The organism is Paenibacillus turpanensis (assembly GCF_011421635.1).
Lineage (GTDB): Bacteria > Bacillota > Bacilli > Paenibacillales > YIM-B00363 > Paenibacillus_AK > Paenibacillus_AK turpanensis.
In genome coordinates, this window is sequence record NZ_WTLI01000011.1 from 92,629 (window position 1) to 119,232 (window position 26,604).

At 50.3% G+C, this 26,604-nt stretch carries 26 protein-coding genes and 1 other RNA gene; 16 read left to right on the forward strand and 11 right to left on the reverse strand.

Translation table 11 applies throughout. The annotated features are described in order from the left end of the window. Positions 1 to 35: 35 nt before the first annotated feature. On the reverse strand, positions 36 to 1,835 hold the full coding sequence (gene pepF, locus GQS10_RS11920; protein WP_243735122.1) for an oligoendopeptidase F: 1,800 nt from the start codon (positions 1,833 to 1,835) through the stop codon (positions 36 to 38). A gap of 161 nt (positions 1,836 to 1,996) precedes the next feature. Next, the gene (locus GQS10_RS11925) at positions 1,997 to 2,179 is read right to left on the reverse strand and encodes a hypothetical protein (protein WP_207952244.1); all 183 of its coding nucleotides are present in this window, start codon (positions 2,177 to 2,179) and stop codon (positions 1,997 to 1,999) included. 103 nt (positions 2,180 to 2,282) lie between these two features. Here GQS10_RS11925 and GQS10_RS11930 point away from each other — a divergent pair, with 103 nt between their 5' ends. Then, complete coding sequence (locus GQS10_RS11930; RefSeq protein WP_166242372.1) at positions 2,283 to 3,971, forward strand: thiamine pyrophosphate-binding protein; 1,689 nt, start codon at positions 2,283 to 2,285, stop codon at positions 3,969 to 3,971. 57 nt (positions 3,972 to 4,028) lie between these two features. Here the strand turns inward: GQS10_RS11930 and GQS10_RS11935 are convergent, their stop codons facing one another. Then, positions 4,029 to 4,262 (reverse strand): hypothetical protein, encoded by a 234-nt coding sequence (locus tag GQS10_RS11935; protein ID WP_166242373.1) that lies wholly within the window; start codon positions 4,260 to 4,262, stop codon positions 4,029 to 4,031. Between the two features lie 178 nt (positions 4,263 to 4,440). Between GQS10_RS11935 and GQS10_RS11940 the strand changes: the two genes are divergently transcribed. From GQS10_RS11940 to GQS10_RS11950, 3 genes are all read left to right on the forward strand, one after another. After that, on the forward strand, positions 4,441 to 5,148 hold the full coding sequence (locus tag GQS10_RS11940) for a methyltransferase domain-containing protein (RefSeq protein ID WP_243735123.1): 708 nt from the start codon (positions 4,441 to 4,443) through the stop codon (positions 5,146 to 5,148). A gap of 82 nt (positions 5,149 to 5,230) precedes the next feature. After that, positions 5,231 to 5,428, forward strand: a complete 198-nt coding sequence (locus GQS10_RS11945) for a cold shock domain-containing protein (protein ID WP_166242377.1) — start codon at positions 5,231 to 5,233, stop codon at positions 5,426 to 5,428. A 130-nt stretch (positions 5,429 to 5,558) separates the two neighbouring features. Beyond that, a complete protein-coding gene (locus GQS10_RS11950; protein WP_166242379.1) occupies positions 5,559 to 6,308 on the forward strand; it encodes a YebC/PmpR family DNA-binding transcriptional regulator in 750 nt (249 codons plus the stop codon). Positions 6,309 to 6,338: 30 nt separating this feature from the next. Here GQS10_RS11950 and GQS10_RS11955 read toward each other — a convergent pair whose 3' ends face one another. Further along, positions 6,339 to 7,511 (reverse strand): MFS transporter, encoded by a 1,173-nt coding sequence (locus GQS10_RS11955; RefSeq protein ID WP_166242381.1) that lies wholly within the window; start codon positions 7,509 to 7,511, stop codon positions 6,339 to 6,341. After that, a complete protein-coding gene (locus GQS10_RS11960) occupies positions 7,512 to 8,846 on the reverse strand; it encodes a multi antimicrobial extrusion protein MatE (RefSeq protein ID WP_166242383.1) in 1,335 nt (444 codons plus the stop codon). It abuts the gene before it with no gap. Positions 8,847 to 8,975: 129 nt separating this feature from the next. Between GQS10_RS11960 and GQS10_RS11965 the strand changes: the two genes are divergently transcribed. From GQS10_RS11965 to pfkA, 3 genes are all read left to right on the forward strand, one after another. Beyond that, a complete protein-coding gene (locus tag GQS10_RS11965; protein ID WP_166242385.1) occupies positions 8,976 to 9,302 on the forward strand; it encodes a hypothetical protein in 327 nt (108 codons plus the stop codon). Positions 9,303 to 9,444: 142 nt separating this feature from the next. Further along, on the forward strand, positions 9,445 to 10,485 hold the full coding sequence (locus GQS10_RS11970; protein WP_166242386.1) for a tetraprenyl-beta-curcumene synthase family protein: 1,041 nt from the start codon (positions 9,445 to 9,447) through the stop codon (positions 10,483 to 10,485). Positions 10,486 to 10,524: 39 nt separating this feature from the next. Next, positions 10,525 to 11,490 (forward strand): 6-phosphofructokinase, encoded by a 966-nt coding sequence (gene pfkA, locus GQS10_RS11975; protein ID WP_166242388.1) that lies wholly within the window; start codon positions 10,525 to 10,527, stop codon positions 11,488 to 11,490. A gap of 122 nt (positions 11,491 to 11,612) precedes the next feature. On the opposite strand, the gene GQS10_RS11980 is transcribed toward pfkA, so the two are convergent. Continuing rightward, on the reverse strand, positions 11,613 to 11,981 hold the full coding sequence (locus tag GQS10_RS11980; RefSeq protein ID WP_166242390.1) for a peroxiredoxin: 369 nt from the start codon (positions 11,979 to 11,981) through the stop codon (positions 11,613 to 11,615). Between the two features lie 168 nt (positions 11,982 to 12,149). Between GQS10_RS11980 and GQS10_RS11985 the strand changes: the two genes are divergently transcribed. From GQS10_RS11985 to GQS10_RS12005, 5 genes are all read left to right on the forward strand, one after another. After that, on the forward strand, positions 12,150 to 13,394 hold the full coding sequence (locus tag GQS10_RS11985) for an MFS transporter (protein ID WP_166242392.1): 1,245 nt from the start codon (positions 12,150 to 12,152) through the stop codon (positions 13,392 to 13,394). A gap of 116 nt (positions 13,395 to 13,510) precedes the next feature. Continuing rightward, the gene (locus tag GQS10_RS23665; protein ID WP_166242394.1) at positions 13,511 to 14,866 is read left to right on the forward strand and encodes an ATP-binding protein; all 1,356 of its coding nucleotides are present in this window, start codon (positions 13,511 to 13,513) and stop codon (positions 14,864 to 14,866) included. A 35-nt stretch (positions 14,867 to 14,901) separates the two neighbouring features. Further along, positions 14,902 to 15,594: a response regulator transcription factor gene (locus GQS10_RS11995; RefSeq protein ID WP_166242396.1), complete on the forward strand. Its 693-nt coding sequence runs from the start codon at positions 14,902 to 14,904 to the stop codon at positions 15,592 to 15,594. Between the two features lie 140 nt (positions 15,595 to 15,734). After that, on the forward strand, positions 15,735 to 16,475 hold the full coding sequence (locus GQS10_RS12000; protein ID WP_207952249.1) for a sulfite exporter TauE/SafE family protein: 741 nt from the start codon (positions 15,735 to 15,737) through the stop codon (positions 16,473 to 16,475). 108 nt (positions 16,476 to 16,583) lie between these two features. After that, complete coding sequence (locus GQS10_RS12005; protein WP_166242400.1) at positions 16,584 to 17,321, forward strand: YwaF family protein; 738 nt, start codon at positions 16,584 to 16,586, stop codon at positions 17,319 to 17,321. Positions 17,322 to 17,384: 63 nt separating this feature from the next. On the opposite strand, the gene GQS10_RS12010 is transcribed toward GQS10_RS12005, so the two are convergent. Further along, the gene (locus GQS10_RS12010; RefSeq protein ID WP_166242402.1) at positions 17,385 to 18,539 is read right to left on the reverse strand and encodes a putative glycoside hydrolase; all 1,155 of its coding nucleotides are present in this window, start codon (positions 18,537 to 18,539) and stop codon (positions 17,385 to 17,387) included. Between the two features lie 196 nt (positions 18,540 to 18,735). Between GQS10_RS12010 and GQS10_RS12015 the strand changes: the two genes are divergently transcribed. After that, the gene (locus GQS10_RS12015; RefSeq protein ID WP_166242404.1) at positions 18,736 to 19,902 is read left to right on the forward strand and encodes an MFS transporter; all 1,167 of its coding nucleotides are present in this window, start codon (positions 18,736 to 18,738) and stop codon (positions 19,900 to 19,902) included. A gap of 110 nt (positions 19,903 to 20,012) precedes the next feature. Here GQS10_RS12015 and GQS10_RS12020 read toward each other — a convergent pair whose 3' ends face one another. The 3 genes from GQS10_RS12020 to GQS10_RS12030 all read right to left on the reverse strand — a co-directional run bounded on the left by GQS10_RS12020 (position 20,013) and on the right by GQS10_RS12030 (position 21,703). After that, on the reverse strand, positions 20,013 to 20,207 hold the full coding sequence (locus tag GQS10_RS12020; RefSeq protein WP_166242406.1) for a hypothetical protein: 195 nt from the start codon (positions 20,205 to 20,207) through the stop codon (positions 20,013 to 20,015). 91 nt (positions 20,208 to 20,298) lie between these two features. Beyond that, positions 20,299 to 21,117: a YitT family protein gene (locus GQS10_RS12025; protein ID WP_166242408.1), complete on the reverse strand. Its 819-nt coding sequence runs from the start codon at positions 21,115 to 21,117 to the stop codon at positions 20,299 to 20,301. 52 nt (positions 21,118 to 21,169) lie between these two features. Continuing rightward, the gene (locus GQS10_RS12030; RefSeq protein ID WP_166242410.1) at positions 21,170 to 21,703 is read right to left on the reverse strand and encodes a DUF4178 domain-containing protein; all 534 of its coding nucleotides are present in this window, start codon (positions 21,701 to 21,703) and stop codon (positions 21,170 to 21,172) included. A 309-nt stretch (positions 21,704 to 22,012) separates the two neighbouring features. Between GQS10_RS12030 and cshA the strand changes: the two genes are divergently transcribed. The 3 genes from cshA to ssrS all read left to right on the forward strand — a co-directional run bounded on the left by cshA (position 22,013) and on the right by ssrS (position 24,822). Next, positions 22,013 to 23,632, forward strand: a complete 1,620-nt coding sequence (gene cshA, locus GQS10_RS12035; protein WP_166242412.1) for a degradosome RNA helicase CshA — start codon at positions 22,013 to 22,015, stop codon at positions 23,630 to 23,632. 88 nt (positions 23,633 to 23,720) lie between these two features. Further along, a complete protein-coding gene (locus GQS10_RS12040) occupies positions 23,721 to 24,536 on the forward strand; it encodes a YesL family protein (protein WP_166242414.1) in 816 nt (271 codons plus the stop codon). Positions 24,537 to 24,637: 101 nt separating this feature from the next. Further along, positions 24,638 to 24,822: non-coding RNA, 6S RNA (gene ssrS / locus GQS10_RS12045), on the forward strand. An 80-nt stretch (positions 24,823 to 24,902) separates the two neighbouring features. On the opposite strand, the gene xylB is transcribed toward ssrS, so the two are convergent. Further along, positions 24,903 to 26,438: a xylulokinase gene (xylB, locus tag GQS10_RS12050; protein ID WP_166242416.1), complete on the reverse strand. Its 1,536-nt coding sequence runs from the start codon at positions 26,436 to 26,438 to the stop codon at positions 24,903 to 24,905. Positions 26,439 to 26,604 lie beyond the last annotated feature (166 nt).

Genomic DNA, 26,604 nt, shown 5'->3' on the forward strand with positions numbered 1-26,604 from the left:
AAGAGCTTGGGACGTCCTTTCCGCGTAAGGATGTTTTATTGCGCGAGCTTTTCCATTTCCGTCAGCAGATCCTCGAATACTTCCATTGCTTGACGAATAGGCTCCGGCGAGGACATGTCAACACCGGCACGCTTCAAAATATTGATGGAGAAATCGCTGCCGCCGCTCTTTAAGAAGCCTAAGTAACGATCGACTGCCGGCTGGCCCTCCTCCAAAATTTGCTTTGCAAAGCTTGCTGCCGCAGAAAATCCGGTCGCATATTTGTATACATAGAAGCTGGTGTAGAAATGAGGAATACGTCCCCATTCCATTTCGATATCCTGATCTACGACCATATCCGAACCGTGATACTTGAGATTCAGGTTGTAGTAAATTTCAGAAAGCGCTTGAGGAGTAAGGGACTCACCTGCTTCCGCTTTCTCATGGATGATTTTTTCAAACTCGGCGAACATCGTCTGACGGAATACCGTTGTCCGGAATTGATCGGCATAATGCGTCAAGAGGAACATTTTTTCCTTGGCATCCGTTGTTTTTTCCAGCAAGTAGTTATTAAGCAGCGCTTCATTCAACGTCGACGCGACTTCCGCCAAGAAGATCGTATATTGGGCGTCGCGGTATTTTTGTGTGTTGTCCGAGTAGTAGGAATGAATCGCGTGGCCCATCTCATGAGCAAGTGTGAACATGCTGTTTAAGTTGTCCTTATGGTTGAGCAGCACATAAGGATGAGTGCCGTAAGCTCCCCACGAATAGGCGCCGCTGCGCTTTCCTTCATTTTCGTAGACGTCAATCCAGCGATTGTCGTAGCCTTCCTGCAGCACGCGCAAATAATCGTCGCCGAGCGGCTTTAAGCTTTCTTTGACGGTTTGCTTCGCTTCTTCGTACGGAATGTTCATATCGAATTCGTCGACAAGCGGGGTGAACAGGTCGTACATATGAAGCTCGTCAACCTTCAGCAGCTTTTTGCGCAGCTTCATGTAGCGGTGGAGCAGCGGCAAATGCTCATGAATCGTGGAGATCAGGTTGCTGTACACTTCGTTCGGGATGTTGTCGCCGGAAAGTGACATTTCCAGAACCGAAGGGTATTTACGGGCTTTTGCGTAAAATACATTTTTCGTTACGTTGGCGGATAAAGTGGCTGCCAGTGTGTTTTTTTGCTTTGCGTACGTAGAATACATCGCTTGGAATGCATTTTTCCGTACCTCACGATTGCGGCTCTCTAAAAACTGGATATACCGTCCATGTGTGAGCTCAACTTCTTCGCCTTTTTCGTTTTTTACCTTAGGGAATTTCATATCGGCGTTGTTCAGCATACCGAAGATCGTTCCCGGTCCTTGGGCGATGCTTCCAGCCTGGGCAAGCAGTGCTTCTTCCGGCTTGGAGAGGGTATGTGGCTTTTGGCGCAGCATTTCTTCAAGAGTAAACTTATAATCGGCAAGCTTCGGATCGGCAATGAGTGCTTTGAGCTGCTCTTCAGAAAGCTCCAAAATTTCCGGAGTAATGAAGGATAAAGCTTCCGATGCTTCTACGCTCAGCTTTTTTGCTTTATCGGACAGGGCCATGGCCGCCGGCTCCGCCATATCCTCGTGATGCTTCATGTTGGCATAAACATATACGCGCTCGCTATGTAGTCCGATTTCATCCTCAAGAGCGAAGCAATCGCGAATGGCGTCGGCGTTGTTCAGCTTTCCTTGAAATTGCTTTACCTTGGTAAGCAGCTGTCTTACCTCGGCATATTCCTTTTCCCAAGCTTCGAGGTTTGGTACTAAATCATCCAGATTCCAGCGATGCTCTGCAGGAACCTCCGAGCGTTTTGTTACTTGTGTAGCAGTGGTCATAGTATCCCTCCTATATGGGTTTGCCGCCGAGTCAGCCGAAGCGGACGGGACGGCGCAAATCGTTAACGATAAAGCTAAAAGTGCGGGAATCGGTTTCATTGGGGCATTCTCCTTTCACCCCAATAGTATGACCGTTCCATTTTGCCATTATCATATCAAACCTATGCCGCGCCCCGCAAAAAATGAATGATCAAGAGCGTAAAGGCGGAGGCGACCATAACGATGGACAAAAGGGCGAGACCTCTGCGAAATGGAGGAGCGATGGTGTCTTTTTTTAGAATGAGAATGAAGGCAAAGGCAAAGGACACGATGATAAATGCAAATAAGGAGCCGCTTTCTGTCACGTTTTTCCCTCCATCAATTGGTTTAGCAACATTATGACATACAGCCGCATGGATTCCAATTCGCAGGGGGACACTTTGAACGGAAAGGATGCGTGATGACAACATGGCAACAGCCACATTAACCAAACCGAATAATCCGGTAAACGCGGATGAAACGACTCCCTCCTCAGGGCTAAGCGCGGCACGATTTGTATTGGACCAGCTTTCGGCTTGGGGGGTAGAGCGTATATATGGCGTTATTGGCGACGGGAATTTATATTTCCTCGACGAAATTCCAAAGCAGGGGCGAATTGAATATATCGCCTGCAGGCATGAGGAAGCGGCTGCGTTAATGGCCTGCGCCGAGGCGAAGCTGACCGGGCGAATCGGGGTATGCCTTGCGACCAGCGGGCCGGGAATGGTGAATTTGTTGAACGGCCTGGCTGACGCACAGATGGACAGTACACCGGTGCTGGCCATTACGGGACAGGTCGATACGAAAAAAATCGGCACGCCGACAAAGCAGTATATCAATCAGCAAATGATGTCTGCGCCGATCGTTTCCGATGCGCAATCTGTGCAGATTGGATCGCCAGATTCGCTTCCTGATGTACTGCTGAGGCTCCTGACAACAAGCACGGTACAAGGAAGTGTTTCCCATTTAACGGTGCCGAAGGACTTGTGGCAGCAGCCCGTGAAGGGGAAGGTGACTCCGTACCGGAAGCATTTGCACCAGCCTCTTCTTGCTCCGGAATCCGTTATCCGCGAGGCTGCGTCCTCGATTGCCCAAGCGGCAAAGCCGGTTTTATACGCCGGGCGCGGAGTAAAGGGCATGCAGCAGGAGCTGGTTGAGCTTGCCGAGCTTTTACAAGCACCGGTCGTTGTCACGATGCCGTCGAAGGATGTGTTTCCGAATGGGCATCGTTTGTTTGCTGGCGGACTGGGCCAAGGGGGCAGCGAGGCATCTTCGATAATTCTTGACGAGAGCGATTTAATCGTCATGCTGGGGACCTCGTGGTGGCCGGAGGAGTATGCGCCAAAGCATGCGAATATGATCCAGTTCGATATTGCGGCGGAGCAAATTGGGCAAGGACACCCGCTTTCGGCCGGTGTGGTCGGCGATTTGAAGCATGCCCTTCCGTTGGTGCTGGAAGATTGCCGTCGCGCCGCTTCCGGAGTAAACCGCAGCAGCTGGGCGAAGCGGACGGAAGAGATCATCGGGCAGTGGAACGATGTGTTAAAGCAGGAATTGAATTTGGACGGCTCGCCAATTGCGCCGCAGCGAATCATGAAGATTCTTTCTGATGTTTGCGACGAGGATGCGGTTCTTTGCGTGGATACCGGGGATCATACTTTGTGGTTCGGGCGGGCTTTCGAGGCGAAACGCCATGATATCCTTCTATCCGGGATGTGGCGAACGCTTGGTTTTGCACTTCCTGCCGCGATTGCCGCGAAGCGTTCCGCCCCGGGACGTCAGGTGGTAGCGATCGTCGGTGACGGCGGAGCGGTGCAAACCTTGCTGGAGCTGAAAACAGCCGCTCAGTACCAGGTTCCGCTTGTGCTGATCATCCTGAACAACGGATCGTATGCGATGGAGAAAAATAGAATGGAGCAGGCGGGTTTAAATACCCTAGGCAGCTTGCTTCATAATCCGGATTTTGTCGGAGTAGCGGAGGCTTGCGGAGCCAAGGGCTATAAAGTAACGAGTCCTGCGGAACTGGAGAAGACTCTGCGCCAAGCGCTTCAAGAGAATGGACCGGTAGTACTCGATGTGGCGACAGCAGATACCATGGTGCCGCATACATCGATTTAACGAAAAGGCCGGGATCCGCGAAGCGGAAACCGGCCCTTTTTCCATGGTATTGGTGTATTAAACCTCACCGAGCGCTTCCAAAATAGCTTGACGCTCCTCCTCGCTGCCCTGATACCTTTCTTCTGAGAAGCGGTGATTCGCCCAATTCATGAGCTCGGGTCTGCTGAGGAAAGTGCGTGTATCTTCGCCCCATTGATCGGAAATTTCGCGCACGACGAGCTGCTTGCCTTGAATTTCTACGGTGAGCATATTCCATTTGTCATGCTTGTAAATTTGAACTTTCTTGTTCATGTAAAGCATTCCTTTCCAAGATGTTTATGTTATAGTTAGTATTGTACCATTAAATCATGCGTGAGCCTAACGGATCAGTTCATCCGGAAATGCTCAGCGGTGGGTTGGTGGAACGTACAGACGAGCTGAGTTGGTTTGCTAGGTTTGTTGAGAAGAGATGAGCAGAGGAGAGAAGAGCATGAAAGAAGTAAAACCGTATGAACAGGCCGGGTTTGCGATGACCTGCAGGTCTTATCCTGAATATGAAGCGATGTTTTCCTTTAAGGAACGGCCGCTGGGCAGCGGACCGGTGCTGGATGTGGCCGGGGGCGCTTCTTCCTTCGTGGCGGAGGCGTGTGGACAAGGGCTTGATGCAGTGGCGGTTGATCCGTTGTATGGACAAACGCCGGAGAAGATTGATGCAAACGGCTTACAAGAAATTGAAATTTCCGCCGGGAAATTAGCAGCACTGCAGGAGCAGTTCGACTGGACATATTACGGCTCTGTGGAGAAAAGTACGGAAATGAGAATCCGCTCCCTTCGAGCATTTTCAGAGCATTATGCGAAACAGCCGGAACGGTATATCCAAGCCTCGCTTCCGAGCCTTCCCTTTCAGGACGAAGCGTTTGAAACGGTGCTTTGCAGCCACTTTTTATTTTTATATGGCAATGCGGCGCTGTCCGAATCGTTTCACTTGGAGGCGCTCGAGGAGCTGCTGAGGGTTACAAGGCCGGGTGGAGAAATTCGCATTTATCCGCTCGTCACACTGGCATTCAAGCCCTATTCCGGATTGGAGACGCTTGAGCAGCAGCTGCAAAAAAAGGCTTGTTTTATAAGGGAAAATTCGCAGCTTCCGTTCATTCCCGGCTCAAAAACGTATGTAATGATAAGGAAATTTGATAGGTAATCCTAATTGCAAATTAATGACGTTAGATATATAATGATACCAATCGTCACCCAAGTGGCGTCATTTTTAGGAGGTAGTGTACTTGAAAGGCACAGTTAAATGGTTTAACGCAGAAAAAGGCTACGGCTTCATCCAAGTTGAAGGCGGCGACGATGTATTCGTCCATTTCTCCGCAATCCAAGGCGACGGATTCAAAACTCTTGACGAAGGTCAAAGCGTAGAATTCGAAATCGTACAAGGCAACCGCGGACCGCAAGCTGCAAACGTCATTAAATTATAAGATTTATCGTCTTATATAATATATGATGTCGAAAGCGATCAACTCCCGAATCTAGTTCGGGAGTTGTTTTTTTTTATAGCAGTAGTGTAAACTAATAGGTGCAAAATGTCAGGATAGGAGAGTTGTTGATATGCCGAAGTTTAAACTGTTTGCCGCCAAAAAAGGGAAGCAGGACCAGGCGAGAAACAACCAGTGGGTAAAGCTGGCCCGTGAAATTTATGTTCAAGCGAAGCAGGGCGGGCCGAATCCGGACGCAAATTTCGCGTTGAAAACGGCAATTGCTAATGCCCGTGCGGTTAATATGCCGATGGATAATGTAGACCGTGCAATAAAAAAAGCAGCGGGAGCCGGGGAAGGCAACGTTGATTACGAAGAAATTTATTATGAAGGCTATGGCCCCGGCGGCGTAGCCATTATGGTAAAATGCTTAACGGAAAACCGGAACCGGACGGCTGCCGACGTACGAGCAATTTTTAATAAACGCGGCGGAAATATGGGGGAAAGCGGCTGCGTGGCCTATATGTTTGATCAAAAGGGCGTGCTTTCTGTTTCCCGTGAGGAATTCGAGCGTGACGAGGATACCGTCATGATGGAAGCGTTGGAAGCAGGAGCGGAGGATGTGCTTGTAAATGAGGACAGCTTCGAGATCACAACGCATCCGCATGAATTTGAGTTAGTGAAATCGGCGCTGGAGCAGCAGGGCTACAGCTTTGATACTGCTGAGATCCGCTGGATTCCGCAAAATACGGTAGAGGCCTCGGGAGAAAATGCCGAGAAGCTGCTGAAGATGATGAGCGCGTTCGAGGAAAATGATGATGTTCAAGACGTATTCGCGAATTTTGAAATTAGCGATGACGAAATGGCACGGATCGGACAATAAGGTCCGATCCGCCGATAAACACCGTATCCATCAGCTGTTCATGCTGGTTGGTGCGGTGTTTTTTCGTTCCATGTAGCTGTGCAGAGCAAGGAAGCTAAAGAAGGCAATTAATGCGGATATTGCCGCAAACAAGTAGGTCGCCTGGCCGCCAAACTGGTCAAAGATGACACCGCCGATCGATCCGGAGGCAAGACCGGCCAAGCCGAGCCAAGTGACGGCAAACACAGCCTGCCCTGTGGCGCGGTATTCGTCAGGAATGACGTTTTGAATATACCGAATGGCCGTAACTAAAAAGATCCCGAAGGAAAAGCTGTGCATCAACTGAAGAAATACAATAGCGATCGCTGTATCGGCAATGGAGTACAGCGCAAATCGCACGGCATAGACAAGTGCGGCGAACGCCAGCAGCGGCAGCTCCTTAAAGCGGTGGCCGTAGCGGGCCATCAAGAAGAATACCGGAATTTCGCTGACGGCCGACATCATCATCGCCCATCCGATTACGCTTTCTTCCGCTCCCATGGACTGCAAATACAGCGACAAGAAGTTGTCGTTTGCCCGATGCGCTACGGACATCAGGAACAAGAAAAACAAAAACAACAGAAAGGTCGGTGAGCCGATCACCTTCCAAATTCCTGCAAAGCTAAGCTTGGAGACACTGCCGCCTTTCCGATCCTGCAGGCCAAAGGTGACAGCGAGTGTAAGCGCAGCGGCGATCATGACCGTCCACAGAATCGCATCCGAGTGCATCGACTTTAAAATATACCCGACGACCACCGCCGTAACTGCGAAGCCGATGGAGCCCCAAACACGGAACGAAGCGTAACGCCCTTGCTGCCCTCCCAGCGAGTTTAAGGTGAGGCTGTCCTGCAGTGTAATCATTGGGGTCTGGAAAAAGTAGAAGAATGCCATGACGATTGCGACTGCGGCGAACGATTCCAGTCTGCCGACGAAGAATATGGTAACCAGCTGTCCGATCAATATGATCCACAAAATTTTGACGATCGTTTGAAACCTGTCGCTTACATAGCCCCAGAGTAGATTGGAGCCGATTGAAATGAGCGGGCCGAGCGACAGCACGAAGCCGATTTCGGTTTTGCTGTACCCTCTGGCATCCAGCCAAAGCGGAATATAAGATACAACGCAGGCCATCGTCATAAAAATACAAAAAAACGTGATTTTCAAAAAGTACTCGTGACGTTTCATTTATAAGCTCCGATCCGATTTTCTCGTTATAAAATTTGTTTGCGAATGCTTGCTGTGCAGTCGCAAAATGGTTGCAGCGACAAGCAGCTCACCGAACAATCCGAGCGATTGGGCTAATGCTCCGATCATGCCATTCCATGCTGGAACGAAAGCTACGCACACGATCAAGGTTGTCAAGGTAACGGAAACGTTCGCCGTCTGGGACCAAATGGTAGTTTTGGTCTGGCCCTTGAGCAGCAGCAGCCCGTTAAAATAATCGAGCCAAGGGAAAACGAGCGTTAAGATCACAAATACGCGGATCGTCCGCAGGCTTTCCTGCGCCAGCGCCTCCCCGGCATCCATTAAGCTTGTTAGGATCCAATAGCCGACAGGCGTATAACCGATGATGGTAATGAGCAGCCCTGGAATAAAGCTCAAGAGAAGGGTAAAGCGAAACACCGTGCCTGCATCTTTTCGATAAAAATTAAGTACGATTTGGTGTACGTAGGAAAAAAAGCTTGTAACTAGGTTGGTTAAGCTGGCGGCTACCGCAAACGATGCAATCGCCAGCGCCAGGTTTTCGGTTTTTCCTAAAAATGCATTGATGGCCGGACCGATAATGACCGCGATAAAGGATGAGTAGAGCAGCGGCTTATAAAAACGTAAAATATGCGCCGGCCTTTGAACCTCATGCGACTCCAGCTCATTCGGCATTTCTTTAAGAACCTTCCGTCCTTCCCAGACCGCAACCAAGCTTTCAATCATCATCCCGACCAAAAAGATGATTGCACCGACTGCACCGCTGTTGACCGAATCCGTTACAATAAAGTAGCCGGCTGCCGCCACCATGCCGATCAGGCGAATGATCATGCCGATTGTCAGCCATTTGGTGCGCATCGCAGAAATGATAATGCCGTGGTACAGACAGCGCAAGCCGGAGAAAATGCTGACGAACATGAGTACGCGGTAAACATCGATGATTCCGTTAAGCAGAGCTGGCTCGGCATCGAAAAGCGAAGCGAACAGCCAAGTTCCGAGCGGAGTATAGGAAACGATTCCCCCGACAATAAGCACGCAAGCAAAAAGCACTACGGATACTTGCCACATCGCACGAAAGGAGCGCTTGTCGCGCACGAGCGCGGAGCAGGTCTGCCTAAGCAGCACGGCCGGTTTTTCCGTGATGGCCAGCAGGCTCATGGCAATGGCGTACGTGGCAATGATGTATTCCGGATTGATACCGCGGGTCAATGTCGCATTGATGATGACATGGGAAAAGGTGACTAAGCTGGCGGACAATCCGAGCGGCAAGAAGAAGGCAAATAATTGCCGGAACGTGATGCGTTGTTCCCCGCCCATGGGGCTTCGACCTCCCTAAGATATAATACGTGATAGTATACCACGAGATGTGGTGGAACGGGGATAATGATTGTGATACAGTAGAAGGGAAACATTTCTTTTACCTGCAGCGTGAAGGGGAGAGGCTTTATGTTTAAGCCGGAAAGCCAATTTACATATAACGAGAGACTAGGCATTCCGCTTCCCGATCTAAAGAAGGATTGGGAGCTGTTTAATGAGCAGGAACGGGCGGAATTGCTGCTGTATTGGGAAATGGTAAGGGGTACGATTCCCGACCATATCCAAAAGTTCGAGAGAATGATTATCCGAAAGCAGAGAGAGCTGGATCACGAGCCGAATTTTCTCCGCTCCTGCCGTTTAAATTCGGAAATTGCCGAGCTGGCTAGCTGCATCAATGACCTGCATATTTGGTTCCGATTAAATCAGGATGTGCATGCACAGCCGAAGCATCATTAAAGCGTTATGGCTAGTCGACGATGGAGGCTTAACAGGGTGGTTTGCAAAATAAGCTATTGTTTAACAATCAATTGTGCCGGAGGGACCTGCCGTGAGCTCAATAAACGCAACTAGGAGAGTACCGCAAGGCCCCCTCCATCTTATGTATAGAGTTTACCGATATATTCTGCCGGATGTCGATGCAGAGCTTACGCGCTGGGAACGTCGCGCGGAAAGCATCCCTGACCCGGAGCTGCGCAAACAGGCGCTCGCAAGCATTCATTCCAAACGCTTCCACTGCCAAGGCGGCGCAGTATACGCTGCGGCGCAGATGGAATACCGGCATGTGCTGATCCCGCTGATTGTCGCTCTGCAGACGATCTCGGATTATTTGGACAATTTGTGCGACCGCAGCACCTCGCTGGATCCGGATGATTTCCGTCTTCTTCATCAATCCATGCTGGATGCCGTAAATCCATCCGCTTCGGTACAGGATTATTACGCCTACCGGCAGGAGAAGGATGACGGGGGTTATTTGGAGGCGCTTGTAAGAACGTGTCAGACATGCATTTGCATGCTGCCTTCTTACAGCGCTGTTTTTCACGAGGTGACCCGGCTTGTTTCGCTTTATGGCGATTTGCAGGTGTACAAGCATATTCGCAAGGAGCTTCGCGAGCAAGAACTCCTGGCTTGGTGGGAGCGGCATCGGCATGGTTATCCGGATTTACTTTGGAATGAATTTGCCGCCGCAACAGGGTCCACGCTCGGTATGTTCACGCTATTTATGATTGCGGCTGAAGAAGGCGTAACTGCAGACCGGGCCGACGTCATTAAAGATGCATATTTTCCATACGTGTGCGGTCTTCATATTTTGCTTGATTATTTAATCGATCAAGAGGAGGACCGGATCGGCGGCGACTTGAATTTTTGCAGCTATTACAAGGATGTTGGCGAAACCTCGGAAAGACTTTCCCGAATGGTATCCCAGGCAAGGCTGCATATCGGCAAGTTGCCGAACCCGCGTTTTCACCGTATGATTATAGAAGGGTTAGTGGCACTGTATTTGTCCGATCCGAAGGCGCGTATGCAAGGCGCTGTCCGCCTGGTCACTCGAGATGTGATGAAGAAAAGCCCGTTGATGCGGATTTTCTTCTGGGTAAACAGCATCTTTATACGAAAAAAACAGGAAGTAACCCTTACATAACCTATACATTCAAAACATTCGTGACAGGAGGACAAGACAGTGTCGGTAAAATCGATTGCGGTTTTGACAAGTGGTGGGGATTCTCAGGGCATGAACGCTGCAGTGCGTGCTGTCGTGCGGAGCGGGCTGTTTCATGGTTTAAAGGTGTTCGGAGTGCAGCGCGGATATTATGGATTAATTCACAATGATATCCGGCCTATGGATCTCCGCAGCGTAGGTGATATTATCCAGCGCGGCGGAACGGTGCTGCAAACGGCACGCTGTAAAGAGATGATGACGCCGGAAGGCCAGCAGCTTGCAGCAGAAAATTTGCGTAAGCTGGGCATTGACGGTTTAGTCGTTATCGGTGGAGACGGATCATATCAGGGCGCCAACAAGCTGAGCCAGCTCGGGATCAAAACGATGGGGCTGCCGGGAACGATCGATAACGATATCCCGTTCACGGATTTTACGATTGGATTTGATACAGCGGTGAGCATTGTAGTCGACGCGGTTAACAAGCTGCGGGACACGATGACCTCCCATGAGCGTTCTTCGGTTGTTGAGGTTATGGGCCGTCACTGCGGCGATATTGCGCTCTACGCCGGTCTTGCGAGTGGTGCGGAAACGATCATTGTCCCTGAAGTACCCTTCGAAATTGAGCAAGTAGCAAGACGGATGAAGGAAGGCTTTGAAGCGGGCAAGCGCCATAGTATCATTATTGTTGCCGAAGGCGTTGGCAAGGGCGAAGATATCGCGAAGGGGATTTCGGATCGGACGGGTCTTGATGCGCGTGTAACGGTGCTTGGACATATCCAGCGCGGCGGCACGCCAACGCATAACGACCGGATTCTTGCTTCCCGTTTGGGGGATTTCGCCGTCCGTAAGCTGATCGAAGGCGATTCGGGCAAAGCTTGCGGCGTTATTCGCAACGAGCTGGTGGCTACGGATATTGCAACCGTAGTTGCGACTAAGAAGCCGTTTAATATGGATCTTTATGATTTAGCACTGCGGTTATCGCAGTAATAGAAGAGAAGGGCGCAGGAAGCCGATGAAGGCTGAATGCGCCCTTTTTGTAATTAGGAGTACTGGAGCGCCTTCAAAATTTCCGCTGTAGGCGGATTCCCGTCGATGACGGAAGCGATACGTCAGTCCTTGCCGATGACAACGACCGCGCGCTGGACACTAAACAAGCCGAGAAGCTTGCCGATTCCGAACGCTTTGCGGACATTGCCGTCTGGATCGGAAAGCAGCGGAAAATCCAAATTGTATTTTTCGCTGAATTCACTGTGTTTCTCAAGTCCGCCCGGATTTACGCCAAGCACAACTGCATCGACCTGTGCATACTGCGCTTTGGAATCGCGTGCGGCGCACAGCTGAGCGGTACAAACCGGCGTGAAATCGCGCGGATAAAAGATAAGAACAATCGGACGCTGTCCTAGATAATCGGACAAGCGGATCGTACCTTGCGTGCTTTCGGCTTCAATGGCCGGTGCCAGATCGCCAGGTTTTGCCAAAGGAAAGACCTCCCCAGGATTCGTTATTCCGTGTTGTCGTTTCGTTTCAACCTCATTGTACCAAAATATGACCGGTCACATGACGAAACTCACTATGTAATGTCGGTGAATTGGGATAAACTTACATCTGAATGAAACGATGGTTATTATGGTAAGGAGAGAAAACCAATGTCAGAGAAACCCGATATCCGGTCGTTTTTTGCCAACCGCTTTGTGCAGGCGATCTTGATATCCAACTTGTTTTTGCAGGTCGGGATTTGGGTGCGTAATTTTGCGATCCTCTTATATGTTACGGACCAGACGAACAATGACCCGATCGCCGTATCGCTCATATCTGTAGCGGAGTTTGCCCCTATTTTTATTTTTTCGTTCATCGGCGGCACCTTTGCCGACCGCTGGAAGCCGAAACGCACGATGGTATGGAGCGATTTGCTCAGTGCGGCATCGATCTTTTTCGTGCTGCTGGCGCTCGTTTACGGTTCATGGAAAGCGGTGTTCTTCGCGACACTCGTATCTTCGATTTTGTCCCAGTTTTCACAGCCGTCAGGCATGAAGCTGTTCAAGCAGCATGTGCCTGAATCGCAAATGCAAATGGGGATGTCGCTATTTCAGACGACGATTGCTTTGTTTATGATCTTAGGCCCGATGCTTGGAACCTACGTTTATTTTCAATTCGGAATTCAAACGGCGATCGGAATAATGGGTGTATGCTTCCTGCTCTCGGCAGCTGTGCTGATGTTCCTTCCGGCGGATCGGACAACAGAAGCTCCGCGGGAAACGAAGCTGTTACAAGAGATGGGGGCAGGCTTCCGGTATGTGCTCTCCAACCGTCTGCTGATCACGCTGGGCGGAGTATTTCTTACCGCAGGCTTTGCCCTCGGTTTGATTAACCCGCTGGGAATCTTTTTCGTTACCGAGACACTTGGATTGGAAAAAGATTTCTTACAGTGGTTTACAGCGGTTAACGGTGTTGCGATGATCATCGGAGGAGTGCTCGCCATGGGATTGTCCAAAGGGATGGCTCCCCAAATGATGCTGGCGATAGGGATGACGGTGAGCTTTCTTACAATCGGCGTCTTTGGACTTACGGAAACGACCTGGATTGCATTGACGGCACAGTTTTTCTCCGGTCTGCTGCTGCCGGCGATTCAAATCTCGATTAATACGATGATTCTCAAAAACACAGAGGAAGCTTTTGTCGGCCGCGTGAATGGGATTATGACGCCGCTCTTTATGGGAGCGATGGTCGTTACGATGAGTGCAGCTGGAGTTCTTAAACAGCTCTTAAGCTTGCCGATGCTGTATCTTACCGCTTCGGCGCTGTTCTTGCTTGGAGTATTGATATTGCTTCCGGTACTTCGTCTTCCGGCTGCTGCGGCTCCCGTGGCTCCCGTACAGCAAGGTGAGATCTAAACAATTTAAGCAAAATTTTGTCTCGGTCGAATAGACCGGGACTTTTTATTTTGGGTAAATATGATACGATAGCATCACACCAACCCGCAGCTGTGAAGACAGGGGGATCATTCACCGTGGCATTTGTTCTCATATCATTATGGACCGTGTCTTTGTTTTTGTTATTTGCTGATATTCGATCGCCCGTCCTGCGAAGACTCGCGTTGTTGTCGTTTTGCGGCGGAGCGGGAGCGCTGGCCGCTGTGATTGATGAAAGCGTGCTTCCTTACGTTGCTGCTTACAGCGGCGGAGCCTATCATACACTGTATCAGATTATGGCGGCTTCTTCGCTGACTTCGTACTACGGGGTGCCTTATGCATTTCTAATATTCGCGATTGCTTATAACCCGAAGACGGCGGCAAGCGTTTGGTCCAAGAGGCTAATTCTGCCTCTGCTCGTGCCGATCATCGCCTGTCTGTTGCTTACGCCGCCGTATAATCAAATGTATCCGATTACGTATCCGGTCGTCGCAAGCTGGGCCGTTCCCTACATTCTTACAGGGATGGTCATTATGATGTTCCGCAAGGAATACCTCCCGGTAGCCCGCAGAACCCATTTTTTTACCAGCTTAGCTGTGCTTGCTCCGGTCTCGAATTCCATGATGATGAATTACGTGCTGCCCAGCTTCGGTATGCTTCGAATGTGGGTGTACAATACGTGGATGATTGCTTTTGGCGTTTGTGTGTTTTTGTTTGCCTTATTTACCTACGGGTTTTTAGGTACACGGATTCTGGTGGAGCGCCGAAAGCTGGACACGACCCTGCGGGCGATTACCTCTGGTACGGCGATATTAAATCATGCCATTAAGAACGATGTCGGGAAAATGCGTCTTTTTGCGGAAAATATGAAGGATTATGCGCAGAAAACGGAGCAGCCGGAGCTGATGGAGGATCTTGATGCCATGATGTCGGCCGCGCAGCATATTCAAGACATGATTGCTAGAGTTCATGAGAAAACGCAGGATTTGGAGCTGCATCCCGAACGGGTGAGTGCGGATGATTGGGCTGCCGAGGTAGTTAGGCGGTGCGGGCCGAAGCTGCGTCATGTGACTGTCCATACGTCTCTTGCGAAAGGGTATTTCCTTGAAATGGACCCGGTACAAACCGGCGAAGCGCTTCACAATGTGATTGCCAATGCGTCCGAAGCGATGACCGGCGGCGGGGAGCTAACGATTGCGTTATATCCGGCGAAACAGGAGCTCGTGCTTGAAGTGAAGGATACGGGTGTTGGCATGGATAAGAAGGAGCTCAGCCGCGTGATGGAGCCTTTTTATACAACCAAAGGTTCGGCCAATCTTAATTTCGGGTTAGGGGTCCCGTACGCTTATCATGTCATGCGCAAGCATGGGGGATCCCTTCATATTTCCAGTGAAAAAGGAAAAGGAACGAGCGTCTATTTTATATTTCCAAAAAAACGAATCCTTCGCGCATAACCATCATTCGGCAAGGAAAGGAGCAACGGTCATAAATGGAGCAGCAAATCCGTGTATGGATTGTTGAAGATGATAAAGATTGGCTTAGGGGACTGACCTCTTACCTGAATCGTCAGGACGATATCAAGGTGATCGAATCCTTCGGTACGCCGGATGAAGTGAGAAGCCGTCTGGAGTTGGTAACCGGTGGGGAGGCCGATGTGGTCCTGATGGATATTATGCTTGAAGATCGGCCTGAAGGAATTGTGCTTGCCGAAGAGGTGTCGCTTCAGACCGGAGCGAGGGTTATTATGCTTACTTCGATGGAAGAGAAGGAGCTCATATTCCGTTCCTTTCAAGCGGGCGCAATCGATTATCAGCTCAAAACAGGATTTGAGCAAATACCGGAGGCGGTGCGTACGGCCTTTCGGAAAGAATCACCGATTTCTCCGGCTGCCGCCGATCGTCTTCGGGAGGAGTTTCGAAGATTAAAGAAACTGGAGCACGAATTTCATGTTAAGGAAGTGCGGGATAAAGTTACGCCCAGTGAGCTCCAGCTGTTTGAGCTGATCGGCAGCGGATATACACAATCTCAAATTGCCGATAAATTGGTAATCTCCATCCGCACAGTTAAAAATCATGTCGGCAACGCTTTGAAAAAGCTCGGTCTTTCCAGCAGCAAAGAAGCGGTAGAAAAATTGAAGGGTTTAGGAATTTTGGATGTAGAAAAAAAGAAGGAGCAAAAATAAAATAAACCTGTGCCTATGTTTGCAGTAGGGGTGCACCTATAACCGGGCGAATACATACACTGCATCATAGCTTCTAATGGATCACATAAAAAAAGCTTATAAAACTTGAGGTGCAGGAAGTGGAACTCGATATTGCGTTAATGGGGCTGCTGGTCGGTGTATTGGTCGGTTTAACCGGCGTAGGCGGCGCTGCGCTGCTTACTCCTATTTTAGTACTGATCGGCATCAACCCGAGTGTGGCCGTCGCTACGGACTTGTTTTATAATTCAATCACAAAATTGTTCGGAAGTATTCAGCACATTCGCCAAAAAACGATCGACATGCAGCTGGTGAAATATTTGGCGATCGGCAGCGTGCCTAGTGCGCTGACAGCGATTATGCTGCTGCATTTTTACGAGCCGCTGCATCAGCATCAAGAATCGGTCATTAAGCATGCGCTTGGGATTGTCCTTGTGCTGGTTGCGGTTGCAACGATTGTAAAGCAGTTTTACGACCGGCTCGGCTCGAACCGCTGGCAGGATAAACCGATCTCGGAGAAAAAGCTGCTGACGATCGGAATCGGCTGTGTGCTCGGATTTGTCGTAGGGATGACCTCGATTGGATCCGGTTCGCTGTTTGCTTTGGCGATGATTTATTTATACCGGATGTCCTCGGCAACCTTGGTCGGTACCGATATTTTGCATGCGTTTTTGCTTGTTTCCGCGGCGGGTGCGGTGCATGCTTTCTTCGGGAACATTGATTACATGCTGGCGTTTAATTTGCTCATCGGCTCGATCCCGGGAGTGCTTGCAGGCAGCAGCCTTTCTGCGAAGGTGCCCGCCAAGCCGCTGCGGACCGCGATGGCCTTCATCATTTTGATCAGCGGGATTAAGTTGATCTAAAGCAAAATATGCTATGAGAGGCAGTACTAACGAAAGTTAGTACTGTTTTTTTATGGATATTTGTACAAAATGAAAGGGAAGCAACGTTGTGAATGGGGGATGACGCGTATGGAAAAATGGTTTGGAGCGGATGCTGCGGGACTCGGGTTTGTCATGTTTAACCGGGAGCATTGGGCTGCACTCATCGTTTCGCTGGCCGTTTCCGCAGCGATCGTGATTTGGCGGAAAGAGCTGCGACGGGGACAGGTGAACCGCATTGGAAGATGGCTGCTTGTCGGAGTGCTGGTTTCCTTTGAAATCACACTGCAGCTGTGGTATGTAATCAATGGAGAATGGGCGCTGCGGTATTCGCTTCCGCTGCAGCTTTGCAGCATTACGCTGCTGCTCTCGGCCGTAATGGTGGCGAGAAAAAGCCGGACGCTTTATGAGCCTTTATATTTCCTCGGAATCGGCGGAGCGCTGCAGGCGCTGCTGACGCCCTCTCTTGATTTTGCATTTCCGCATATGCGCTTCATTCATTTTTTCGCAGCGCACGCGGCGATTATTGCGGCCAGCATATGGATGACGGCGGTAGAAGAGCTTCGGCCTACCCTCCGCTCTGTGGGACGCGCCATGATGTGGCTGAACGGAATTGCTCTGATTGTATACCCGATCAATGAACTGACAGGGTCGAACTATATGTTTTTGTCACGCAAGCCGCCAAGCGCCTCCATATTGGATTTGCTGGCGCCGTGGCCGTGGTACATTTTACAGCTCGAGCTCATTGCAGCCGGTTGTTTTCTGCTTCTTTGGCTGCCGGCAAGGGCAAAAGGACGTAAAAAAGCCGCTGTTTCCGGAAACGACTAAAGAGAATCTCTCTTTGAAGTCGAAGGATTGACCGGAAACTAGCGGCGCAAGTATAGTTGTGAATTATTTATATTGGACGCCTTCTGTGTATGAATTGTTAGCATCCCACAGCAGGTATTCGTTGACGCCATTATCCTTGAGCGCTTGGATTTGCGCTTCGATTTCTTTGGCGCCGTACGGAATATAGCCCTTTACCCAGGTCGCAGTGAAATCTTGAATCCACGGGCGGACGATCGGCTTAAGCTCTCCGAGCGATTCCAGCTTCTTATGGGTGTCGATGGTCGCGCCGGCGATCGTTTGATACGGCGCAGCATCCGGTACAGGGGAGCCAAACCAGCCGGTTCCGTAATGGCTAGGGTAAATCATCGGACAAATAACGTCCACGTTGGCGGAAATTTTCTCGAAATCCTGCCCGATTCCTTCGGCAGCCGGTACAGATGCCGCGTAACCGAAAATATCGACGCTGACCCGCACGCCGAGCGGTGTGAGCTGCTCCTTGGCGTATTTGACGAAGTCCGCAACAATATCGATGCGCTTGCGCTCATCCTTCTCGTACGTTAAGGTATCCGCCCGCTTTTCAAAGCCTTCCGGGAAACGTACATAGTCAAATTGAATCTCTTTAAAGCCTAATGCTGCCGCTTCTTTCGCTACTGCAATGTTGTAATCCCAAACTTCCTTACGATAAGGATTTACAAAGCTGTCGCCTTTGCCGTTGCTCCATACGCTGCCATCGCCGTTTACAAAAGAAAGATCAGGGCGTTTCTTGGCGAGGAAGGTGTCTTTAAAGACAACGACCCGGGCAATCGGGTACACTTCATGCTCTTTTAACGTGGTCATCAGCTTTTGGATGTCGGGAATCGCTTTTTCGATGGTCGCGAGGCCGGTGATTTCCGGGTTTTCCGTGGCATACGTAATGTATCCGCGGTCGTCCTTAATATCGATGACCAGTGAATTAAGCTCGGTGTCATCCATAAGCTTCAGCAGCTTTTCCAATCGGGCGCCGCCGGCACTGTATGCGGTCGAATAAACGCCTTTAATGACAGGGGCATCGGGCTGCGGATCCGACTTGTTCACGAGCGGTTTACCTGACTGTTCAATGAATGCGGCTTGCCTGGATGCTTCCGCAGCGGCGGTGAGCTGCTCGACGGTAACATCGTTAGCGGTAGAACCATTGGACAACTGACCTAGCAGAAGCATGAAAGCGGCTAATAACTCCATATCTTTGTCTACTCTCCCATTTTGAAGTAACTCTATTATAAGGCAAAAACCGACATGAGCCTATCAAAATTTATTGGTATATGCCATTTGCTGTCGCATCGTGGGATGCTTCTTTTTTTACATGGAATGTTGTAGGATATAGGAGTCAAACGAGAGATGAATTTCACTTTAACGTAGAGAGAAGATGCTGGAGAGAATGCTAAAACAATTTCGAGTACTGCAGGCGATTACGTTTTCGTATTATGCGACTCAAGCGGTGCTGCTGCCTTTATTGCCTTTATATTTCCAGACGAAGGGATACACCTCGCTGCAAATCGGAGCGCTGATGAGCTTCGGCCCGTTTGTCGCCATTTTTGCTCAGCCGCTGTGGGGCTTTCTCAGCGACCGGTTTCAAACGGTAAAGAAAATTGTCTGGGGCCTGTGGGCGCTGATGCTGATCAGCAGCATCGGGTTATTCTCGGCAACAGATTATACACTTTCGTTCCTGTTCATGCTGCTCGTTTATTTCTTTCAAGTGCCCTCAGCGCCGCTGCTGGATTCACTGACGATTAAAGTGGCGCAGGAAACCGGGAAGTCGTACGGAGGCGTCCGACTGTTCGGTTCGTTAGGCTTTACGGCGATTGCGCTCAACTCGCATTGGATTTTGCAGTGGATCGGCGGGATCCAACATTTACAATATATGTATTGGGTATTGTGGATATTTCCACCATTGTTTTTGTTTTTCTTAAAGGATCAGCCGTCCAAAGGGGAGCGGATTTCTCTTAAGTCACTTAGTGTGATTTTGCAAAATAAGAGGCTGCTGTGGTTTCTTGCGATGGTGCTGGTGCTCATGATTCCGCACCGGATGAACGACGCTTTGTTCGGGCTTTACTTATCTGACCTTGGAGCTTCGGCTGCGTGGGTAGCAATAGCATGGGCGCTTGCGTCCTCAAGCGAAGCTCCTACCTTTGCATTTTTGGGCCGGTATTTGAATCGGTTTCAGGAGCTGGCGCTGCTCGGTATTGTAGGGGTGCTCTACACAATCCGGTGGGGGATGTATGCACTTCTGGATGATCCGTATGTGCTCGGAATGTTGCAAACGATGCATTCGGTCACATTCGCGGTATTTTGGATCGTTTCGGTTCAATATGTTGCCCGAACCGTTCCTCAGGAGCTCCAGACGACAGGACAATCGATGCTGGCCTCGGTTTTCTTAGGCTTATGCGGTGTGATCGGCGGGTTCGCGGGAGGAGCGATTCAGGAGGCGTATGGAGGAGACGGAATGTACGCGTTTGGAGCAGTGTTAACTGCGGCTGCCGCTCTGCTGTTTTTCGGTACGAGAGCATATTACAGACGTTTGGATATGCGCATGCCATTAAAATAATACGGAAACAAAAAAACCGCCAACCTTGATGAGCTGTACCCCTAATGTTAGACATAATCTAACGTTGGAGGTGCAGTTCACGGTTGACGGTTTTTTCTATAGATCAAACGCTATTGCAAAAGCTGTTGTTTCTGGTGCTCGCAAATGCTGTACTTAATAATATCCAGTGCATCTTCCGCTTCTAATTGCGCCAGCCCATCCCGCAATACGATAACGGATTCCAATTCTTCTTTCTTGAGAGTGGGATACATCTTTGGGGAACATCTCATGACAATGCTTGCTAATGTAACGGTTTCCATGTTCATGGTAGATCACCCTCCAATAGCAGAATTGGTTTCGATACTTCTCCAGTATATCATATCCCTCTATGTATTTTTAATGGATAATTCAGTGAGTTTAGGTCCGCCTGAATTCTCCCATAACACCGACGGTTTCTACGATGTTCACAAACGCTTTGGGGTCGGTCTCCTTAATAATTTTGCGCAGCTCGGCTAATTCATAGCGGGTGGTGACGGTCATTATCATATCCCGCTCTTGATGGGTGAACGCTCCCTGCGTCTTGATTGTGGTGACGCCGCGCGGAATTTTTAGCAGCTGCTCAATCATTTTTTGTTTCTGTGTTGTAATGATAAAGGCCGTAACCTTGATATGCCGAATATGAATTGTATCTACGATTCTTCCGGCAATGTAGATCGAGAGCATCGAAAACAATGCAGGGTCCCAGCTGCCTTTATAGTAGCCGAGGGCGGCAATAATAATGCCGTTGATGGCAAAAAGGAACGTCCCGAGAGGGAAATCCCGCGTTCTTGTAATAATCGCAGCGATAATGTCCATCCCGCCCGTTGAGCCTCCCGCCCGGAACGAGATTCCTGTGCCGAATCCGATAAGCACACCGCCGAATATGGCCGCTAGCATCGGCTCGCTGTTGAATTGATATTCGGGGATCAGCTGCATGAACCAGGTGGTGACTATAACGGATAAAATGCTCAGCACGATAAAACGTCTGCCGATGGTTCTCCAGCCCCAGATTAAGATCGGAACATTAAGTGCGAAATACGTAATACCGATATTCCAATTGGTTAAATAACCAAGAAACATCGCGATACCTGAGATGCCGCCGCTGATCATCGAATGCGGGATTAAAAATTGGTTGAATCCCCAGGCTGCAAGAGCTGCCCCGATTATGATCGATCCATACTCGAATAGTGCTTTCATTCGTTCGCCTCCAGCTGTGCTTGCCGATTGGGCGGATTCCAAGGGGGAACGTTTATTTCGAAGCACGCATAAAGGAAATCTCCGATTCCGATACGCGCTTCCCTTCCATGGCTACAAATTTCCCGTCCTGCCATTGAAGGTAGAAAAACTGGTTGTTGCCACCCAAATAACGCCAAAGTGTGACGTCATCGCCGCTGCGGAAATCCGTGTTGCCCTCCGTACGCGTAAAATCATTGCGCGTATATTCCAAATTGTAGGTCGTTCTTCCATCAAGCACAAGCTCGGTAGGAACGTCGCTTGGATTATCAAGGGCTCCTTCCAAGAATGTGCAGAGACAGCAATCGTAAATTCGGCCTTTTTCTACGATCAAGCAAATAATTGTACGGCCGTTTTGCAAATAATAAGCAAAACGGTGAGGAGGATAGCCGCGGTCGGAATAAATCACTTTTCCCGACACGATATATTCTTCCAAATCAACGGTTATAATATCACCGACGCTTGTATTTTCAAATGGATTAAACGGCTGCTCCGAAGGGGGGATTCGTTCAGGCTTCAGCAGATTTCCAATGCGTTTAAAAATAGACATAGTGATCCCTCATTTGCTTTAATGTTTACTTAACCATGAAATACGGAATGAAAAAGATTTCGTTTCATCTGTATTGTGATGCGATTGTTGTGTCACTATGGCAACTAAAAGCATATGATGGGAAAACGCCGCTCCATACATTGGCAATTGTCCGGCAAACTATGCTATAATGATTTGAATGTTCTTAAAGGTTACGTCAGTTAGATTAAACTCGGCTCCGGAAGGAGCTTTTGTTTTGGGCGCAAGTGGGAACTTTTAAGGATAATGAGAAAGGGGCAAACTGCCCCATTACAAAGGAGTAGAAAGCGATTGACAACGTTTCAAGATTTTAACCTGGATCCGAAGGTAGTAAAAGCAATTACGGAGATGGGCTTCGAAGAGCCGACCCCAATTCAGGAGAAGGCGATTCCGATCGCGATGGAAAATCGCGACATGTTCGGCCAAGCACAGACGGGAACAGGAAAGACGGCAGCTTTTGCCATCCCGCTTATTAATAAAATTGATCCGGCCGAAGAAAGAATCGTGGCCCTGATTATGACCCCGACTCGCGAGCTCGCCATTCAAGTCGCAGAAGAAATCAGCAAGCTGAGCCGCTTTAAGCAGGTTCGTTCGCTGCCGATCTATGGCGGTCAGGACATTGTACGCCAAATTCGAGCATTGAAGAAGCGTCCGCAGGTCATTATCGGTACACCTGGACGTTTGCTCGACCATATCAACCGTAAGACGATCCGTTTGGACGATGTGCAGACGGTAATCTTGGATGAAGCGGATGAAATGCTGGATATGGGCTTCATGGAGGACATTACGTCGATCCTGAGCCTGGTGCCGGAAGAACGCCAAACGATGCTGTTCTCCGCAACGATGCCGCCGAACATCCAGAAGCTGGCGAATCAGTTCTTGAAATCGCCGGAGCATGTATCCGTCGTTCCGAAGCAGATAACGGCACCGCTGATTCAGCAGGCCTACATCGAATTGAACGAGAAGCAAAAGTTCGAGGGCTTAAGCCGATTGCTTGATATGGAATCACCGGAGCTTGCGATCGTATTCGGCCGCACGAAGCGCCGTGTCGACGAGCTTGCGGAAGCTCTGCAAAAGCGCGGCTATTCGGCAGACGGCCTGCATGGCGACTTGTCGCAAAACCAGCGTGATGCGGTTATGCGCAAATTCCGCGACGGCAGCATTGACGTGCTGGTTGCAACGGACGTTGCAGCGCGTGGACTTGACGTTTCCGGCGTAACGCATGTTATTAACTTTGACCTTCCGCAGGACCCGGAAAGCTATGTTCACCGTATCGGTCGTACCGGCCGCGCCGGTAAGGAAGGCACCGCGTGGACGTTTGTAACGCCGCGTGAAATCGATCATTTGCATTTTATCGAAAAGCTGACTCGCCAGAAAATTGCAAAGAAGCCGCTGCCAAGCTTAGCAGAGGCGATCGAAGGAAAGCAGAAGGTAACGGCGGAGCGGATCCTGGATACGATTCAGGCAGAGGATTTTAATGAATTTAAAGGCCTTTCGATTCAGTTGTTGGAGCAATACGATTCGGTTCACCTGCTGGCTGCAGCGATTAAGCTGTTAACCGGTCCAACAAAGAGCGAGGTTCAAATCGAGCTTACACCGGAGGAGCCGCTGCGTGCCAAGAAGCGCAGAATGGACGTACGCAACTCCGGCCGCCGATTTGAAGGCGGTGGTGGACGCTTTGGCGGTGGAAACCGCTCCGGCGGCGGCTCCGGCCGTTCGGGAGACCGCAAGGAAGGCGGTCGCGGCGGCTACCGTAATGAAGGCGGACGCGGTGGTTACCGCGAAGACCGCGGTGAAGGCGGATATCGCGACCGTACGCGCAGCGGAGATAAAATTACAAGAGGGCCTCGCCCGACGACTGGAAGCAAACCGACGGGTGATTCGAATCCGAAGGATTTTGCAAAGATTTAATGGCTGGGGAAGCCCTCAAGAGGGGGCTTCCCTTTTCTTTCCTAACCGACTGTATTATAGTTAAAGAAAACCGCAAGGAGGAGCTGCTTTGGAATTTCGCGGAATGATGGGCGGGCTGTACCGAATCTCCGAATGGATCATGCGTTTTTCGACCATTAACTTACTTTGGGTGATCTGTTCCATACCGATTTTTTATTTATTAGTTTCCGGGGTTATGGCTCAAACGACGGATCAATTAATCTCGGTCCTTATATTAATGGCCATTTTATCGCCGTTTACTTTGTTTCCTGCTACCTCAGCGATGTTCGTCGTTGTCCGCAAATGGGTGACGGGGAACGAGGATGTTCCGCTGTTTAAAACCTACTTCCGCGGCTATAAGGAAAACTATGTAGCCAGTATGCTTGGCGGCATTATCTATGTGGTTTTAAGCGTCATTATGGTCATAAATTACCGTTTCTACATCGGACAAGAAGGCACCTTAGAGTATTTAAGCATCTTGTTCGTCGCTTTAGGTGTCGTGCTTATGGCTTCTTTGTTCACGTTTTTCTGCATTCAGGTTCATCTTCATATGAAGCTGCTGCACGTTCTGAAAAATTCCATCCTGTTGACGGTAGGACAGCCGATTCGAACGATCATGACAATTTTAACGAACGGTTTTATTCTTTACTTGAGCTTTTTTCAGTTTACGTTTTTAATCCCGTTTTTTATGGGCACGTTAATTGCGTATACGACGTTTTGGCAGTTCAATATCGGTTTTACGAAGATCACAGAGAAGATTCAGGCGTTGGAAGAACGGAACAATGAAGCGGACGGGGAAGACGGTTCGGCTGATGCAAGCGATACATTCACGGAAAAGGCAGCCTCTGTGGAAGAGAAGCAAGACAACGCCGCTGACCGGAAGTAAGAGGGGATCCAGCAGCCCGTATAGGATTGGCAGGCCTTCCAAAACATTCGACCTCGGCGTCGGTTTACTTTCGCAGCGGATGGGGCTATAATAAAAACAACAAAATCCTGCGATGTACGTTACGGTTATTCGTTGTTTTGAACCAATGAATTGTTTCTAGGGAGACCTACATTTCTCTGATGCTGACACGCCCTCGAAAGGGGACTTCAAATAGGCAGAGACGCGGTCACCCACCTGCGAGAGCGGGTTCGAAACACAGGAACCGGACGGCATTGGCGGGTTTTTTGTTTGTTTTTTTGGGGATACATATGAAAAGGGAAGCAGCAGTCTGGTTAAGCCAGACTGGCGCTTCCCTTTTTTGGCGTGTTATTGCTGCTTTGCAGCCGATTCCGTAAGCTTGTGCATCGTACTGCGCAAGATCCCGTATTGCTCGCGGAAAATATCGTACATTTCGTTATAGGCACTTTGCGACTGCGGGTTCGGTTCCGTCCGCGTTACCTCTTGAATCCATTGGCCGCACAGCTCAGGAATGGAGGCGGTCGTTACACCGGAAGCAGCCATGACTGCCGCGCCGTAGGCCGGACCGTCGGTCGAATTGACGGTTACGACCGGAATTCCGAAAATATCCGCCATAAGCTGTCTCCAGAACGGGCTGCGCGCCCCTCCCCCGTTAACGCGAAGCTCCGACACATCAGCGCCGGCTTCGCGGATCAGCTCCAAGGAATCGCGCAATCCGAAGGTGATGCCTTCGAGCACAGCGCGAGTGGCATGCGCTTTGCCATGACGAAGGTTGAAGCCGACAAAGCCTCCGCGTGCCTTCGGATCGGGATGCGGGGTACGCTCCCCCGTCAAATACGGAAGGAAGAGCAAGCCTTCGCTGCCGCGCGGCGCTTCTTCTGCCAGAGCGGTCAGCAGCTCGTATACATCGCGGCCCGACGCAGCGGCCTTGGCCTGTTCCTCTCCGCCGAAATGGTTTTTCCACCATTGGAAGGCGCCGCCTGCGGAAAGCATAACCCCCATGCGATGCCATTTGCCCGGTACTCCGTGGCAGAAGGCGTGAAGCCGCTGCTCCGCATCGGCTGTATATGCGTCGTCGTGGATAAACACGACGCCGGATGTGCCGAGGGCAACGGAGGCGATGCCGGAGCGTACGACACCGACGCCGACTGCGCCGCAGGCTTGGTCGCCGCCGCCGGCAACGACCGGCGTTCCGGCCTTAAGGCCGGTCTTCGCCGCGGCCTCCGCTGTCAGGGTGCCGACAATATCGCGGCTTTCGAATAGAGGCGGAAGCCACTCCATCGGGATGCCGAGCTTATCGCATACATCGGCAGACCAGCTGCGCTGCGCGACGTTTAGCAGCAGTGTGCCGCTAGCGTCGGCAACGTCCATGCCAAGCGTGCCGGTCAGCTGCAGGCGTACATAATCCTTCGGCAGCAGCAAATGGCGCACGCGCGCAAAATGCTCCGGCTCACGGTTGCGCAGCCAAACCGCCTTCGGTGCGGTAAAGCCAGTCAGCGCACGGTTGCCGGTCAGCTCGCCGAGACGCTCCCGGCCGACCTGCTGCTCAATCCACTCGCACTCGGCTTCCGTCCGCTGATCGCACCATAATAGCGCGGGCCGAATAACCTGCAGCGCTTCGTCAAGAAAGACCGATCCGTGCATTTGCCCGGACAATCCGGCTCCGGCGACCTCGTCGGGCTTCACTCCCGTTTTATTTAGCAGGGCTTGAATACACTGTGCGGACGCTTCCCACCAATCTTCCGGCCGCTGTTCCGCCCAACCGGGGTAGGGCTGCAGCAACGGATATTCCGCGCTTGCACTGCCTTTTACACTGCCTGCTTCATCGATGAGGATACATTTGACCGCTGATGTGCCTAGGTCGATCCCTAAAAAATATGCCATTTTTGCCGCGACCCCCAATTAGTTTGTTTAATAACCATACTAAGTATAGTATACTATATTCGCAACAAAAGAAAGAAATCCTCCATAGGACGAAAACGAAATGATATAATCAAATATGAAAGTTTATCCATATGCATCCTTTGCGATGACGATCATTCTTGTAAGG